The sequence below is a fragment of the Agrococcus sp. HG114 genome, from assembly GCF_024723325.1.
Lineage (GTDB): Bacteria > Actinomycetota > Actinomycetes > Actinomycetales > Microbacteriaceae > Agrococcus.
Map to the genome: position 1 here is coordinate 1 of NZ_JANQCH010000061.1, position 14,150 is coordinate 14,150.

At 74.8% G+C, this 14,150-nt stretch carries 13 protein-coding genes; 8 read left to right on the forward strand and 5 right to left on the reverse strand.

The genetic code is table 11. The features are described 5' to 3' along the window. A partial coding sequence (locus tag NWP09_RS07625; protein WP_258274925.1) for an SGNH hydrolase domain-containing protein occupies nucleotides 1-811 on the forward strand: 811 nt, incomplete at its 5' end. 16 nt (nucleotides 812-827) lie between these two features. Here NWP09_RS07625 and NWP09_RS07630 read toward each other — a convergent pair. Both NWP09_RS07630 and NWP09_RS07635 read right to left on the reverse strand, forming a co-directional pair. Beyond that, nucleotides 828-1,037, reverse strand: a complete 210-nt coding sequence (locus tag NWP09_RS07630) for an acyl-CoA carboxylase subunit epsilon (protein ID WP_258274926.1) — start codon at nucleotides 1,035-1,037, stop codon at nucleotides 828-830. 43 nt (nucleotides 1,038-1,080) lie between these two features. Beyond that, nucleotides 1,081-2,682, reverse strand: a complete 1,602-nt coding sequence (locus tag NWP09_RS07635) for an acyl-CoA carboxylase subunit beta (RefSeq protein ID WP_258274927.1) — start codon at nucleotides 2,680-2,682, stop codon at nucleotides 1,081-1,083. 116 nt (nucleotides 2,683-2,798) lie between these two features. Between NWP09_RS07635 and NWP09_RS07640 the strand changes: the two genes are divergently transcribed. The 6 genes from NWP09_RS07640 (at nucleotide 2,799) to NWP09_RS07665 (ending at nucleotide 8,464) form a co-directional block, all read left to right on the forward strand. Continuing rightward, nucleotides 2,799-3,524, forward strand: a complete 726-nt coding sequence (locus tag NWP09_RS07640) for a biotin--[acetyl-CoA-carboxylase] ligase (protein ID WP_258274928.1) — start codon at nucleotides 2,799-2,801, stop codon at nucleotides 3,522-3,524. Between the two features lie 17 nt (nucleotides 3,525-3,541). Beyond that, on the forward strand, nucleotides 3,542-4,021 hold the full coding sequence (locus NWP09_RS07645; RefSeq protein WP_258274929.1) for a PH domain-containing protein: 480 nt from the start codon (nucleotides 3,542-3,544) through the stop codon (nucleotides 4,019-4,021). 40 nt (nucleotides 4,022-4,061) lie between these two features. Beyond that, the gene (locus NWP09_RS07650; RefSeq protein WP_258274930.1) at nucleotides 4,062-5,396 is read left to right on the forward strand and encodes a UDP-glucose/GDP-mannose dehydrogenase family protein; all 1,335 of its coding nucleotides are present in this window, start codon (nucleotides 4,062-4,064) and stop codon (nucleotides 5,394-5,396) included. Further along, nucleotides 5,393-6,514, forward strand: a complete 1,122-nt coding sequence (locus tag NWP09_RS07655) for a 5-(carboxyamino)imidazole ribonucleotide synthase (RefSeq protein ID WP_258274931.1) — start codon at nucleotides 5,393-5,395, stop codon at nucleotides 6,512-6,514. The genes NWP09_RS07650 and NWP09_RS07655 overlap by 4 nt, the downstream gene beginning before the upstream one ends. A 73-nt stretch (nucleotides 6,515-6,587) precedes the next feature. Continuing rightward, the gene (purE, locus tag NWP09_RS07660; protein ID WP_258274932.1) at nucleotides 6,588-7,091 is read left to right on the forward strand and encodes a 5-(carboxyamino)imidazole ribonucleotide mutase; all 504 of its coding nucleotides are present in this window, start codon (nucleotides 6,588-6,590) and stop codon (nucleotides 7,089-7,091) included. Then, entirely contained in the window at nucleotides 7,088-8,464 is a 1,377-nt protein-coding gene (locus tag NWP09_RS07665) for an LCP family protein (protein WP_258274933.1), read from the forward strand. Before purE ends, NWP09_RS07665 begins: the two co-directional genes overlap by 4 nt. Nucleotides 8,465-8,483: 19 nt before the next feature. On the opposite strand, the gene NWP09_RS07670 is transcribed toward NWP09_RS07665, so the two are convergent. The 3 genes from NWP09_RS07670 to NWP09_RS07680 form a co-directional block, all read right to left on the reverse strand. Further along, nucleotides 8,484-9,449, reverse strand: coding sequence for a glycosyltransferase family 2 protein (locus NWP09_RS07670; protein WP_258274934.1), 966 nt, complete (start codon nucleotides 9,447-9,449; stop codon nucleotides 8,484-8,486). Next, nucleotides 9,446-10,555, reverse strand: a complete 1,110-nt coding sequence (locus NWP09_RS07675; protein WP_258274935.1) for a glycosyltransferase — start codon at nucleotides 10,553-10,555, stop codon at nucleotides 9,446-9,448. Before NWP09_RS07675 ends, NWP09_RS07670 begins: the two co-directional genes overlap by 4 nt. 158 nt (nucleotides 10,556-10,713) lie before the next feature. Further along, nucleotides 10,714-12,087 (reverse strand): cell wall-binding repeat-containing protein, encoded by a 1,374-nt coding sequence (locus NWP09_RS07680; protein ID WP_258274936.1) that lies wholly within the window; start codon nucleotides 12,085-12,087, stop codon nucleotides 10,714-10,716. A gap of 107 nt (nucleotides 12,088-12,194) precedes the next feature. On the opposite strand from NWP09_RS07680, the gene NWP09_RS07685 reads away from it, so the two are divergent. After that, nucleotides 12,195-14,150 (forward strand): glycosyltransferase (locus tag NWP09_RS07685; RefSeq protein WP_258274937.1); only part of this gene is annotated, 1,956 nt, incomplete at its 3' end.

Genomic DNA, 14,150 nt, shown 5'->3' on the forward strand with positions numbered 1-14,150 from the left:
CTCGACGGTCGATGCGGCCGAGGTCGACGGATGCCGCTACCCCGCCCCGCCCGCCACCCACGGCCGGGAGGTGTGGCTCGTCGGCGACTCGCAAGCCGTGACGCTCGCGCCCGGCGCCCGCGCGGCGCTCGCCGGGCACGCCGACGTGCAGCTGCTCGGGCGGGAGATGTGCCCGTTCTCGACCGCGCCGGTCGTCGCGCAGGAGCTCGGAGAGGGCGCGGCGGCCTGCGCGGAGCACCTCGGGCTCGTGCTGCAGCTCGCCGGCGAGCGCCGTCCCGAGCTCGTCGTCATCACCTACGGCGCCTGGTGGACGGGCGAGGCGTTCGAGCGGCTCGGCCCCGACGTGGGCCGGCGGCTCGCCGAGGGCACGCTCGACCTCATGCGGCAGCTCGACGAGCTCGGCGTGCGCTCGGTCTGGCTCGACAGCGCCCCGCCGTTCCCCGCCATGGACGCGTGCCTCGCGGCGGTCGCGACCGAGGGCGACCTCGCGAGCTGCACCGCCCCGCTCGAGCCGGCGATGCTCGAGCGCCACCGGCAGATGGTCGAGACCATCGGCGCGGGCGGCGGCGACCTCGTGGACACGCTCGGCTGGTACTGCGACGTCGAGGCCGAGGCGTGCCCGTTCACCGCGGGCGGCGTGCCCACCTGGACGGACGCGCACCACATCGGCGCCGCGAGCGCGATGCAGCGCGAAGCGCTCATCGCCGAGGCGCTCCTCCCGAGGCTCGGGATCGAGGTCGTCCCCGAGCCGCCGCCGGGCGCGCCGCTCGCCGACGACGGCGCCGTGCCCGACGCATCCGCGCCCCGGTAGGGGCGAGCGCCGCGCGTCAGTCGCGCTGCCAGCGCCGCCCGTCGGGCAGGCGCGACTTCGACTGCCACTCGCTCTCGGAGTCGAGCACGCGCCGGTGCTTCGTCTCGGCCCACTCGGCCGCCATGCCGGTGAGCACGGCCTCGACGGCCGCCCGCTCCTCGGGCGTGGGCGATCCGCCGACCACCGCCATGCGGGGCTCGGATGCGTCGTCTGGCGCCGCGCTCACGGGCGGCGGCCCGTGCGGGTCGACGTGGGGCTGCCGGCGCGCGTCACAGCGGGATGTTCCCGTGCTTCTTCTCCGGCGGGTGCACGCGCTTCGTGCGCAGCGCGCGGAACGCGCGCGTCACCATCACGCGGGTCTCGGCGGGCTCGATGATGCCGTCGAGCTCGCCGCGCTCGGCCGCGAGGAAGGGCGAGGCGACGTTGTAGGTGTACTCGTTCGCGAGGCGGGAGCGCACCTCGGCGACGTCGTGCCCGTCGGCCTCGGCCTGCTTGATCTCGTTGCGGTAGAGGATGTTCACGGCGCCCTGGCCGCCCATGACGGCGATCTCGGCCGACGGCCACGCGATGTTGATGTCGGCGCCGAGCTGCTTCGAGCCCATCACGATGTAGGCGCCGCCGTAGGCCTTCCGCGTGATGACGGTCACCATCGGCACGGTGGCCTCGGCGTACGCGTAGAGCAGCTTCGCGCCACGGCGGATGACGCCCGACCACTCCTGGTCGGTGCCCGGCAGGTAGCCCGGCACGTCGACGATCGTCAGGATCGGGATCGAGAACGCGTCGCAGAAGCGCACGAAGCGGGCCGCCTTCTCGCCCGCCTCGATGTTGAGCGTGCCGGCCATCTGGTTGGGCTGGTTCGCGATCACGCCGATCGTGCGGCCCTCGAGGCGGCCGAACCCGATGACGATGTTCGGGGCGTAGAGCGGCTGCACCTCGAGGAACTCGCGGTCGTCCATGAGCGTCTCGATGATCGCGAGCACGTCGTACGGCTGGTTCGGCGAGTCGGGGATGATCGTGTTGAGGCGGCGGTCGGCGTCGTTCACGACCCGCTCGGCCGTGTGGTCGTAGGCCGGCACCTCCGACTGGTTGTTGTCGGGCAGGTACGCGAGCAGGGCGCGGACGTAGTCGAGCGCGTCGTCCTCGTCGGCGGCGAGGTAGTGGCTCACGCCGGAGACCGTGTTGTGGGTGCGGCCGCCGCCGAGCTCCTCGAAGCCGACCTCCTCGCCCGTGACGGTCTTGATGACGTCGGGACCCGTGACGAACATGTGGCTCGACTTGTCGACCATGACGACGAAGTCGGTGAGCGCGGGGGAGTAGACGGCGCCGCCCGCGGCGGGGCCCATGACGATCGAAATCTGCGGGATCACGCCGGAGGCGGCGGTGTTGCGCTTGAAGATCTCGCCGTACTTGCCGAGCGCGACGACGCCCTCCTGGATGCGGGCGCCGCCGGAGTCGAGCATGCCGACGATCGGCACGCCGACCTTCATCGCGTAGTCCTGGATCTTGATGATCTTCTCGCCCGCGACCTCGCCGAGCGAACCGCCGAAGGTCGTGAAGTCCTGCGAGTAGACGGCGACGCGGCGGCCGTGCACCGTGCCGATGCCGGTGACCACGGCGTCGCCGTAGGGCCGGTTGCCCTCCATGCCGAACGCGCTCGTGCGGTGCCGCACATAGGCGTCGAACTCGACGAACGAGCCCTGGTCGACGAAGGCCTCGATGCGCTCGCGCGCGGTCTTCTTGCCCTTCGCGCCCTGGCGCTCCTTCGCGCGCGACTCCTTGGCGACGACGGCCTCGCCGTGGCGCTTGCGGAGATCGTCGATGCGCGCGGCAGTCGTCGTCAGGGCGGTCGTCGCCGGCGTCTCGTCAGTCACGGATGCCACTCTAGACGGCGCCCCATGCCTGGCCTTTGTGGACTCCCACAGCGATCGCCGCCGCATCGGTGGCGATCCTCTCCACCCCGCCGGGCCGCTCCGCCTAGGCTGGACGCATGCTCTTCCCCGGTGCTGCCCGCACCGCCGCCGTCGTCGAGCTCGGCACGGTCGGCTCGACCCTCGACGCGGTCGACGACCGCGCTGAGCACCTCACGACCTGGGCGACGCTCGACCAGCGCGCGGGTCGCGGCCGCCTCGGGCGCGAGTGGGTGTCGCCTCCGGGGAAGTGCCTCGCGGCGACCGTGCTCGTGCGCACGAGGCGGATGCGCGAGGAGGCGGTCGGATGGCTGCCGCTCGCGGCCGGGCTCGCCCTCGCCGACGCGCTCGACACGCTCGTCGCCGACCGCGCATCCATCAAGTGGCCGAACGACGTGCTCATCGACGGCAAGAAGGTCGCCGGGATCCTGTGCGAGCGGCGGCGGACCGGCGTCGCGGTGGGGTTCGGCGTCAACCTGACCCTGACGCGCGACGAGCTGCCGACGGAGCACGCGACCTCGCTGACCCTCGAGGGCGCGGAGGGCACCGCGCCGGTGCTCGCCGACGCCGTCCTCTGCCACGTGCTGCGCTCGATCGACGGGCTGCTCCCCGCGCTCGGCACCGAGCGGCTCCGCACCGCGATCGCCGCGGAGCTCTCGACCATCGGCCGCGACGTCCGCGTCGCGCTGCCCGCCGGCGAGCTGCGCGGGCGCGCCGTCGGGCTGGGCGCCGGGGGCGAGCTGCAGGTCGAGACCGACGACGGGATCGTCGACGTGCGGGCGGGCGACGTCGTGCACGTGCGCTGATGCGAGAGAATCGTCGGGTGCACTCCGGCGACGAGCGGGTCATCGCGCGCATGCGGCCGCATGGGCGCGTGCTCGTCGTGCCCGTGCTCGTGCTGTGGGCGTGCATCGGCCTGACGATGCTGCTCATCGACCGCGTCGACTGGCCGCTGTGGAACGTGGCCGTGCTCACCGTCGCCGGCATCGTCGTCGGGCTGCTGACGATCGTGCCGACCCTCGCGTGGCTCTCGCGCGGCTTCACCTTCACGACCGAGCGCGTCATCATCCGCACGGGCTTCGGCGGCACTCGGCGCGAGACGATGCTCTCGCGCGTCCACGACGTCACGGTGCGGCGGCGCGGCCTGCAGGCGCTCTTCGGCGCCGGCGACGTGCTGCTGTCGACCGGCGGCGACCGCGCGGTCGTGCTCTCCGACGTCCCGAGCGCGTCGCTCGTGCAGCGCATGCTGTCCGAGCAGCTGGGCGCGCGCGGCATCGCGACCCCCGAGCGGGTCGACGCCTGAACCCGATCGCGCCGATCGGCGCCGAACCGTGAGGAGCTCCATGAAGATCGCCGTCATCGGCTGCGGCTACCTGGGCGCGGTGCATGCCGCGGCCATGGCCTCGCTCGGCTTCGAGACCGTCGGCGTCGACGTCGATGCGGCGAAGGTGGAGCGGCTGCGCCGGGGCGAGCCGCCGTTCTTCGAGCCGGGGCTGCCCGAGCTGCTGCGGTCGGGAGTGGATGCGGGCGCGCTGCGGTTCACGACGGACGTCGCCGAGGCCGCGGGCAGCGACGTCGTCTTCATCGCGGTCGGCACGCCGCAGCGCGCGGGCTCCGACGCGGCGGATCTGACGTTCGTCGACGCGGCGGTCGAGTCGCTGCTCCCGCATGTCGGCGACGGCACGCTCGTCGTGGGCAAGTCGACGGTGCCGGTCGGCACCGCGCAGCGGCTCGCGGGCATCGTGCGGCCCACGGGAGCGCGCCTGGCGTGGAACCCCGAGTTCCTGCGCGAGGGCTTCGCGGTGCAGGACACGCTCGCACCCGACCGCCTCGTCTACGGGGTCGAGCCGGGCGACGACGTCGCGGTCGAGCGCCTCGACGCGGTCTACGCGAGCGTGCTCGCGCGCGGCACCGAGCGACTCGTGCTCGACTTCGCGACCGCCGAGCTCGTGAAGGTGAGCGCGAACGCCTTCCTCGCGACCAAGATCTCGTTCATCAACGCGATGGCCGAGCTCGCCGAGACGGTCGGCGCGGATGTCACGAGGCTCGCCGACGCGATCGGCCTCGACGCCCGCATCGGCCGGCGGTTCCTCAACGCCGGGCTCGGCTTCGGCGGCGGCTGCCTCCCCAAGGACATCCGGGCGTTCCAGGCGCGCGCGGCCGAGCTCGGGCACGCCGAGTCGCTCGGCTTCCTGCGCGAGGTCGACGCCATCAACCTGCGCCGCCGCGACCGCATGGCGGCGCTCATCGAGCGCGAGCTCGAGGCCGCGGGCGGCGATCGCGTCGCGATGCTCGGCCTCGCGTTCAAGCCGAACAGCGACGACGTGCGCGACTCGCCCGCGCTCGACGTGTGCCGCATGCTGCAGGCGGGCGGCCGCGTCGTGACGGCCTACGATCCTGAGGCGCGCGAGACCGCGCGGCGGGTGCTGCCGTCGCTCGAGATCGTCGCGTCGGTGGATGCGGCGGTGCGCGACGCCGACGTGCTCGCGCTCGGCACGGAGTGGCAGGAGTTCCGCGACCTCGACCCCGCGCACGTCGCGACGCTCACGCGCGCGCGGGTCATCGTCGACGGGCGCAACACGCTCGACGCCGGCCGGTGGTCCGCCGCCGGGTTCCGCGTCGTCGGGCTCGGCAAGCCGGAGGTGGCAGCAGCATGGCCGGAGGTGGCACCAGCATGATCGTCGGTGTGGTGGGCGGCGGGCAGCTGGCCCGCATGATGATCCCGGCGGCGGTGGAGCTCGGCATCGAGCTGCGCGTGCTCGCCGAGGCCGAGGGCATGTCGGCGGGCCTCGCCGCGACCGCCGTCGGCGACTACCGCGACGCCGCGACGGTGCTCGCCTTCGCGGAGGGCGTCGACGTCGTGACGTTCGACCACGAGCACGTGCCGCAGGAGGTGCTCCGCGCGCTCGTCGAGGCCGGCCACCGCGTGCACCCGGGACCCGACGCGCTGCGGTTCGCGCAGGACAAGCGGGCGATGCGCGAGCGCATGGCCGAGCTCGGCGCGCCCCAGCCGGACTGGGCGCCGGTCGACTCGCGCGACGACCTCGAGCGCTTCCTCGCCGACCACGGCGGAGTCGGCGTGGTGAAGACCGCGACGGGCGGCTACGACGGCAAGGGCGTCCGCGTCGTGCGCGACGCCGACGAGGTCGCCGACTGGCTCGGAGGAGCGCTCGCGGGCGGTCCGCGCCTGCTCGTCGAGGAGCACGTGCCCTTCATCCGCGAGCTCGCGCAGCTCGTCGCCCGCCGGCCCTCCGGCGAGGCGGTCGTGTGGCCGCTCGTGCAGACGGTGCAGCGCGACTCGATCTGCGCGGAGGTGATCGCGCCCGCCGACGTGCCCCCGCACATCCAGCCGCTCGTCGACGACGTCGCGCGCAGCATCGCCGAGGGCCTCGGGGTCACGGGCGTGCTCGCCGTCGAGCTGTTCGAGACGAGCGACGGCCGCGTGCTCGTGAACGAGCTCGCGATGCGCCCCCACAACTCCGGGCACTGGACGATCGACGGCTCGATCACGAGCCAGTTCGAGCAGCACCTGCGCGCGGTGCTCGACCTGCCGCTCGGCTCGACGGCGCTCCTCGCGCCCGCGAGCGTCATGGTGAACATCATCGGCGGCCCCGCCTCGGGGTCGATGGCCGACCGCTACCAGGCCGCGCTCGCGGCGCACCCCGACGTGAAGGTGCACTCGTACGACAAGGCGGCCCGTCCGGGTCGCAAGGTCGGGCACGTGACGGCGATCGGCGACGACCTCGACGAGGTGGCCTACCGCGCCCGCGCGGCGGCGGCGCACTTCGACGCCTGACCGCCGCGTCCGCGCGCAGCGGGCGCGGCGGGGCGATCGTGCGGGCGGCGGCGGCGCGCGTACCCTGGAGCCCATGCGTGCGCAGGTGAGCATCATCATGGGATCCGACTCCGATTGGCGGGTCATGGAGGCGGCGAAGGCCGTGCTCGACGAGCTCGGCGTGCCCTCCGAGGTCGACGTGGTCTCCGCGCACCGCACGCCGCAGAAGATGGTCGACTTCGCCCGTGGTGCCGCCGACCGCGGCGTGCGCGTGATCATCGCCGGGGCCGGGGGAGCGGCGCACCTGCCCGGCATGGTCGCCTCGATGACGCGGCTCCCCGTGATCGGCGTGCCGGTGCCGCTCGAGCGGCTCGACGGGCTCGACAGCCTGCTCTCCATCGTGCAGATGCCGGCGGGCATCCCCGTCGCGACCGTCTCGATCGGCGGGGCGCGCAACGCCGGCATCCTCGCGGCGCGCATGCTCGGGGCGTTCGACCCCGAGCTCGCCGAGCGCCTCGACGCCTTCGCGGCGGACCTCGAGCGCCAGGTCGGCGACAAGGCGGCGGCGCTGCGCGACCGCGTGGAAGCCGGCGCATGACGCTGCTGCAGGCAGCCAGCCCGCTCCGCAGCCCCGACACGCGCCGGCCCGAGGTGATGCAGCGCCGCGGCTGGTGGCTCGTGCTGCTGGGCTTCGTGCTGCCCGGGAGCGCGCAGGTGCTCGCCGGGAACCGTCGGCTCGGCCGGTTCGGCATCGCGGCGACGCTCGTGCTGCTCGCGCTGCTCGCGGTCGCCGGCATCCTGTGGTTCGCGTGGCGCTCGGCGCTGCTGACGATCGTCGGCAACTCGATCGGGCTGCTCGTCGTCGAGGTGCTGCTCGTGGGCTACGCGGTGCTGTGGCTCGTGCTCGGCTTCGACACCCTCCGCCTCGCGCGACTCCGCGCGGTCGAGGGCGGCGCGCGCGCCGCGATCGCGGCCGTCGCGGTGCTCGCGACGGTCGCGCCCGCGGCGCTCGCCGGCTACGGGGCGACGCTCGTGGATGCCTCCCGGGGCCTGGTCGCGAACGTCTTCGACTTCGCGCGCCCCGCGGTCGAGCCGATCGACGGGCGCTACACGTTCCTGCTGCTCGGCGGCGATGCGGGCGACGACCGCGTGGGCCTCCGCGCCGACTCCATGACCGTCGTCACCGTGAACGCCGAGACCGGTGCCGCGACGATGATCGGGGTGCCCCGCAACCTCCGCAACGCCCCCTTCAGCGAGGGGTCGCCCATGTGGGGCCCCTGGCCGGACGGCTTCGACTGCACGTCGAGCGACTGCTACCTGAACGGCACCTACACCTACGGGGAGGCCCACCCGGAGCTGTACCCGGACGCGATCGCGAACGGCTCGAGCCCCGGCATCGAGGCCACGCGCGACGCGATCGAGGGGGTGACGGGTCTCGAGCTGCAGTTCTTCGTGCTCGTCGACATGCACGGCTTCGAGGACCTCATCGACGCGCTCGGCGGACTCGAGCTCGAGGTGGCCGCGCGGGTGCCGATCGCGATCGAGGGCGGGCCCGTCGAGGAGTGGATCGAGCCGGGCGTGCAGCGCATGGACGGCTACCACGCGCTCTGGTACGCCCGCAGCCGCGCCGGCTCCTCCGACTACGACCGCATGGAGCGGCAGCGGCAGGTGCAGGAGGCGCTCATCGCGCAGTTCACGCCCCAGACCCTGCTCACGAAGTACTCCGAGCTCTCGGCCGCGGGGCAGGACATGGTGCAGACCGACATCCCCCAGGCCATGATCGGCAGCCTGTCCGAGCTCGCCCTCCGGACCCGCAGCATCCCGATCACGAACCTCGAGCTCGTGCCGCCCCAGGTGGACACCGGCGATCCCGACTTCGAGGCGATCCACGCCATGGTGCAGGCGGCGCTCGCGGAGGCGGACGCCCAGGTGCCGCCGACCGACGCGCCCGAGGAGTCGCCGGCGCCGTGACGCCGCGCCGGCGCGCGCGTCAGCGCGCGTGGGCCTCGAGCAGGTCTCGTGCGACGTCGTACGCGCCGCGCGAGTACGCGCGGTAGCGGCCGCGGACGAGCCCCCGCACGATCCCGGGGATGCGGCGCACGCGAGCTCGGGGCAGCCGCGCGCGCGCCCGCTCGTGCAGGGCCTTCTCGACGAGCCGCTCGAGCGTCGCCCCGCTCGCGAGGCCGCGCTCGGCGGCGGCCGCCGCGAGCGCCTCGGCGCGGGCGGCCTTGACCGCGTGCTTGCCGGAGTCGGCCTCGAGCACCCGCGCGAGCTTGCCCACGAGGCTGAGCCGGCGCACCCCGATCGCGTTGCCGCCGTGCTGCCGGTAGTCGATCGTCTCCTCGGGCACGTAGCGCAGCCCGCCGTCGAGCGCGGCGCACATCGCGAGCCACTCATCGTGGATCCACGCGTCCGGCACGGGCAGCGCGGCTACCGCGGCGTCGCGCCGCATGAGCGCGGTCGCCCCCGTGACCAGGTTGCGCCGCAGCAGCGCATCGAGGGCGCGCCCGCCCTCGAGCGCCGCCCGCTCCCACGCCGACATCTCGAGCGACTCCTCGAGCGACGACCCGAGGGGTGCGCCGGCGGCGTCGACGAGCCGCGCGTTCGAGTGGACGAGCGCGACGTCGTCGAGGTGGGGGAGGAGCCGCTCGAGGCGGTCCGGGTGCCAGACGTCGTCCTGGTCGCTGAGCGCGACGACGTCGCCGGTCGTGGCCGCGATCGCGTCCGCGAAGTTGCCGGCCACGCCGAGGGCGACCCGGTGGTGGCGGATGCGGATGGGCACGTCGGTCTCGGACGCCACGCGCCGCACGATGTCCAGCGTGCGGTCGGTCGAGGCGTCGTCGCCGACGACGACCTCGCTCACCGGCACCGATTGCGCGAGGATGCTGCGCAGCTGCTCCTCGATCCACCGCTCGCCCTCGTGCGTGCACAGGGCGACGCTGACGCGCGCGCTCACAGCTCCGCGTGCAGCTGCCACACCTGGCGCGCGGCGGCCTCCCACGTGAAGGCCTGCGCCCGGTCCTGCGCGAGCAGCCGCAGCCTCGTGCGCTCCTCGTCGTCGGCGAGGAGGGCGCCGAGGGCGCTCGCGAGCTCATCGGGACCCCCGTCGACCGCGACGCTCGCCCCGCCCCCGATCTCCGTGAGCGAGCGCGTCGCCGGATGCACCGTGGGCGTGCCGAGCGCCGCCGCGTCGAGGAGCGACAGGCCGAGCGCGTCCTGCTCGGAGACGAGCAGGTGCGCGAGCGCGCGACGGTGGGCGAGGGCGAGCTGCGCGTCGTCGAGCTGGCCGAGCATGACGAGGCGCCCCGGGCGGATGCCGGCGTCGACGGCGAGGCCCGCGAGCCGCGTCTCGCCCCACTCGACCGGTCCTGCGACGACGACCCGCACATCCGGCATGCTCGTGCTCGCGACGGTCTCGACGAGCCGCTGGGCATCGGCGCGCGCGCCCGGGCTCGTGATCGCGAGCACGAACTCGTCCGGCAGCGACAGACGGATCTCGCTCTCGCCGGACGCGGACGCGCCGAGCAGCGCGGCGGAGGCCGCCGGGTGCACGACGCGCACCTTCTCGCCGGTGTCGAAGCGGCGCGCGAGGTCCTCGGCGACCGCGGTCGTCGGCACCACGACGCCGTCGGCGAGGAGCAGGGCGCGCTTGAGCGCCCGGTCGAACCACTGCTGCTTGCGCTTCGAGCGGTCCGAGAACGACTGCAGGCCGTGCACGGTGACGGTCACCTGGTCGCCGGGGCCCGGATCGCGCCGCAGCGGCGCCATGAGGCTCGTGGCGTGCACGAGCCCGCGCACGGGGAGCGTCGTGAGGGAGTGGAGCCACGCCTCCCGCAGCTCGCGGGCCGGCACCGCGGTGCGCCGCATGTCGGCGAGGCCGGGGAGCTGCGCCGCGACCCGCGCGGCCCTGCCGTCGCTCAGCTTCGCCGAGATGCCGACGACCCCGAAGCCCTCGGGCGCCGTCGCGATGAGCCCGCGCGCCATCTCGGTCGAGTAGCGGCCCACCATGGTGGGGGCGCGCTCGCCGACCTCGTCGAGCACCACCGTCAGCCTGTCGGTCATCCGTCTCCTCGGTCGCTCGCGGGCGCGGAGAGGGCGGTGTCGCCCCGCCGCCGACGGTCCTCGGCGAGGCTCGGCAGGGCCGGACGCCGAGCGCCGCCCTGCGGTCGCCGCTCCTCTCGCACAACGGCCCCACTGTATCCGAGGCCGCGGAGGCCGGGTCAGCGGGTGCCGAAGTCGAGCACGTAGTACCAGTGGCCCGCCTCGCTGCGGTCGATGCCTATGCCGATGTGCGTGAAGCTCGCGCGCAGGATGTTGTTCCGGTGGCCCTCCGAGGCCATCCACGCCGACATGATGCGGGCGGTGTCGGGGCTCGAGGTGCCCCACGTGCGCCCGACGTTCTCGCCCCAGGCGCGCAGCGCGCACGCACGGGCCTCGTCGCCGAGCGCGGGATTGTGCGCGGAGCCCGAGAGGCTGCCGTCGGCCATGGCGCTCGCCCAGCCGCCTGCCATGCGCGCGAGGCAGCCGTCGGAGCGCAGCGGCTGCACGCCTGCGGCGGCGCGCTCCCGGTTGATGCGGTCGAGCAGGTCGGCGGTCGAGGCGTCGAGCGCGGCGCACGGCACGAGCTCTGCGGCCATGGGCGAGACCGAACCGGTGCCGCCGAGCACCGCGACGCCGGTCGTGCCGAGACGCCGCGTCTCGGCGGCGACCGAGCCGCTCGTGGCGCACTCCGGCGCGGTGAGGTACAGCGCCTGGCCGCGCCGTCCGGCCATCGCGGCTCCGACGAGGCCGTCGGGGAAGCCCGCGCCGCTCGCGAGCACGATCTCGCCGCCTGCGCTCGACGAGGTGAAGCGCTGGTTGATGAGCACCGCGGTCTCGTAGCGGTCCGCTCCGGGGAAGCGGCGCACGGTGCCCTTGCCGGCGAGGTACGACTCGACGTCCGCGCCGACGCTCGCGGTGCTGCCGGGGATGTGGAAGCGCTGCACGCCGCCGATCCGCTGCTCGAGGCGCTGCCGGAAGGACGCGTCGACGCCCGCGGTGAGCACGAGCCCGTGGCCGTGCCGCGCCGCGACCGCACCGGCCGCGAGCGCATCGGGGAACGAGCCCGCGCTCGCGACCCAGACATCCGTCACCGCCCGCTGGCCCCGCAGCCGGTCGAGCAGCAGCATCGAGGTCTCGATGCGGTCTGCCCCGCCGATGCGCTCGACGGCGCCGCCGGGGGAGACGAGCGCGCCCGCCTCCCGCGCGACCGCCGCCGAGAGCGTCGCCTCGGAGCCGAGCAGCACGATCTCGCTCGGCGCGATCCGCGCGATCTCGCGCTGCACCACGGCGGGGATGCCGTCGGGCAGCGTGAGCAGCAGGTGCCCCTGCTCGGCTGCGACGACCGGCGCTGCCGCGAGCGCGTCCGGGAACGAGGTGCCGGAGGCGAGGAAGACGACGTCGCCCGTGGGCACGCGCTGCGACGCGAGCACGCTCGTCTCGAAGCGATCGGCGCCGTCGAGGCGCGTGGTGGCCGCCTCGGCGGCGGGGGCGGGCCCGAGGAGCGTCGCCCCGAGGACTCCGGCGATGGCGACGCTGGCGAGCGCGAGGCGCATGATGACTCACTCCGTTCGTGACCACGGGTTGGGGTACAAAAGGGCATGGTCCCAGCGGGCGCACCGCGCTGTCAACGCCCGTCGTGGCCCCGGCTATCGTGAACGCCATGCTCCGAACCACGCTGCGGCGGCTGCGCGACCTCGCCACGACCGCGACGCGCGGGGCGGCGGCGCGCGCGATCGGCGTGCCGCTCCACGCACATGCCACCGCGGCGCAGGACGACCGGCCCTCGCCCCGGCTCGTGCGCGAGATCGCTCGCCTCCGGCTGCAGAACCTCGCCTCCCGTCGGCCCGTGGTCGACCCTGACGGCGGATGCGTCGTGTCCATGACGACGCACGGGGCGCGCGTGCGCCTCGCGTGGGTCGCGCTCGAGTCGATCGCCCGCGGGGAGCGCCTGCCGAGCAGGCTCGTGCTCTTCCTCGACGAGCCGGACCTCGCCTCGCCGCTGCCGCTGCCGCTGCGGCGCCTGCAGCGGCGCGGGCTCGAGATCCTGCCCGCCGCGCCGGGACTGCGCGTGCACGCGAAGTACTGGCCGCACGTCGTCTCGGCCGAGCGGCACGAGCTCCCGCTCGTCGTGTCGGACGACGACATGGTGTACCCGCGCCACTGGCTGCGCGTGCTCCTCGACGCGCACCGCGCGCGGCCGTGGCTCGTGCACGCGTTCCGGGCGCACGAGATCCAGTGCGCCGACGGCGGGCTCGCGCCGTACCGCACCTGGCCGCCCGCGCGAGGCACCGATGCGAGCTTCGCGCACTTCGGCACCGGCGTCTCCGGGCAGCTCCTGCCGACCGCGCTCCTCGACGCGCTGCGGCGACGGGGCACGGCCTTCCTCGAGCGCGCGCCCCGCGCCGACGACGTCTGGATCAGCGCGGTCGCGGTGCAGGAGGGCATCCGCACCGCGCAGGTCGAGCCGATCTCGCAGAACTTCCCCTTCGTGCCGGCGACCCAGGCGACCGGGCTCTACCGGACGAACGTCGCGGGCGGCGAGAACGACGCGCAGCTCGCGGCGACGCTCGGACCCGCCGATCTCGAGCGCATCTGCACGGATGCGCGGGTCCGCGCGGCCGTGCGCGACGCGGCCCCGCTCCTCGTCGCGTGGGGCCGCTTCACCGACAACCCCTGGCAGGACATCGTCGAGCGCGGCGCGCGGGACGCGGGCTTCGCGACGCTCGACGTCGACCACGGCGAGCCGCTCGCCGCCGTGCTCGCCGCTGGGCACGGGCCCGTCGTCGCGCACCTCAACTGGACGGCGCCCATCACGCAGCGCGCCGACACCGAGCCGGAGGCGCTCGCCTCCGTCGACCGGCTGCTCGCCGAGGTCGACGCGCTCCACGCAGCGGGCGGGGCGCTGCTGTGGACGGTGCACAACGTGCTGCCGCACGAGCAGCGGCACCCCGAGGCCGAGGTGCGGCTGCTCCGCGGGCTCGCCGATCGCGCCGACGTGATCCACGTGATGCACCCCGCGACGGCGGCCGCGGTCGCCGACGTCTGGTCGCTCCCGGCGGATCGCGAGGCGCTCGTCGACCACCCGAGCTACCGCGGCGTGTACCCCGACGAGCTCTCGCGCGAGCAGGCGCGCGCTGCGCTCGGCGTGCCGCTCGAGCGCACGGTAGTGCTGCTCCACGGGGCGCTGCGCGAGTACAAGGGCGTCCGCGCGCTCGTCGAGGGCTTCCTCGCGGCCCGCGCAGAGCGGGCCGACCTCCACGTCCTGATCGCCGGCCGGCCGGGCGTCGGGTTCGACGAGGCGGACCTCGCGCCGCTCCGCGGCCGCGACGACGCGACGCTCCACGTCGGCTACGTGCCGGAGTCGGACGTGCAGCGCTGGCACCGCGCCGCCGACGCGCTCGTCATGCCCTACCGCGACGGGCTGAACTCCGGCGCGCTCCAGCTCGCGGCGACCTTCGGGCTGCCGGTCGTCGCGTTCCCGTGCCGCGCCGTCGAGGCGGCCGTCGCCGAGGGATGGGCGGTCGCGGTCGACCCGGCATCGCCCCGGTGGCTGCTCGACGGCCTCGACGCGCTGCCCGCGGACGCGCGCGAGCGCGCTCGCGCGTCGGCCGAGGCG

What these genes read in the sequence shown, in the direction of transcription:
- NWP09_RS07655 (WP_258274931.1), top strand. Translation starts at nt 5,393, where the DNA reads ATGATCGTCGGTGTGGTGGGCGGCGGGCAGCTGGCCCGCATGATGATC.
- purE (WP_258274932.1), top strand. Translation starts at nt 6,588, where the DNA reads ATGCGTGCGCAGGTGAGCATCATCATGGGATCCGACTCCGATTGGCGG.
- NWP09_RS07680 (WP_258274936.1), bottom strand. Translation starts at nt 12,087, where the DNA reads ATGCGCCTCGCGCTCGCCAGCGTCGCCATCGCCGGAGTCCTCGGGGCG.
- NWP09_RS07665 (WP_258274933.1), top strand. Translation starts at nt 7,088, where the DNA reads ATGACGCTGCTGCAGGCAGCCAGCCCGCTCCGCAGCCCCGACACGCGC.
- NWP09_RS07640 (WP_258274928.1), top strand. Translation starts at nt 2,799, where the DNA reads ATGCTCTTCCCCGGTGCTGCCCGCACCGCCGCCGTCGTCGAGCTCGGC.
- NWP09_RS07650 (WP_258274930.1), top strand. Translation starts at nt 4,062, where the DNA reads ATGAAGATCGCCGTCATCGGCTGCGGCTACCTGGGCGCGGTGCATGCC.
- NWP09_RS07675 (WP_258274935.1), bottom strand. Translation starts at nt 10,555, where the DNA reads ATGACCGACAGGCTGACGGTGGTGCTCGACGAGGTCGGCGAGCGCGCC.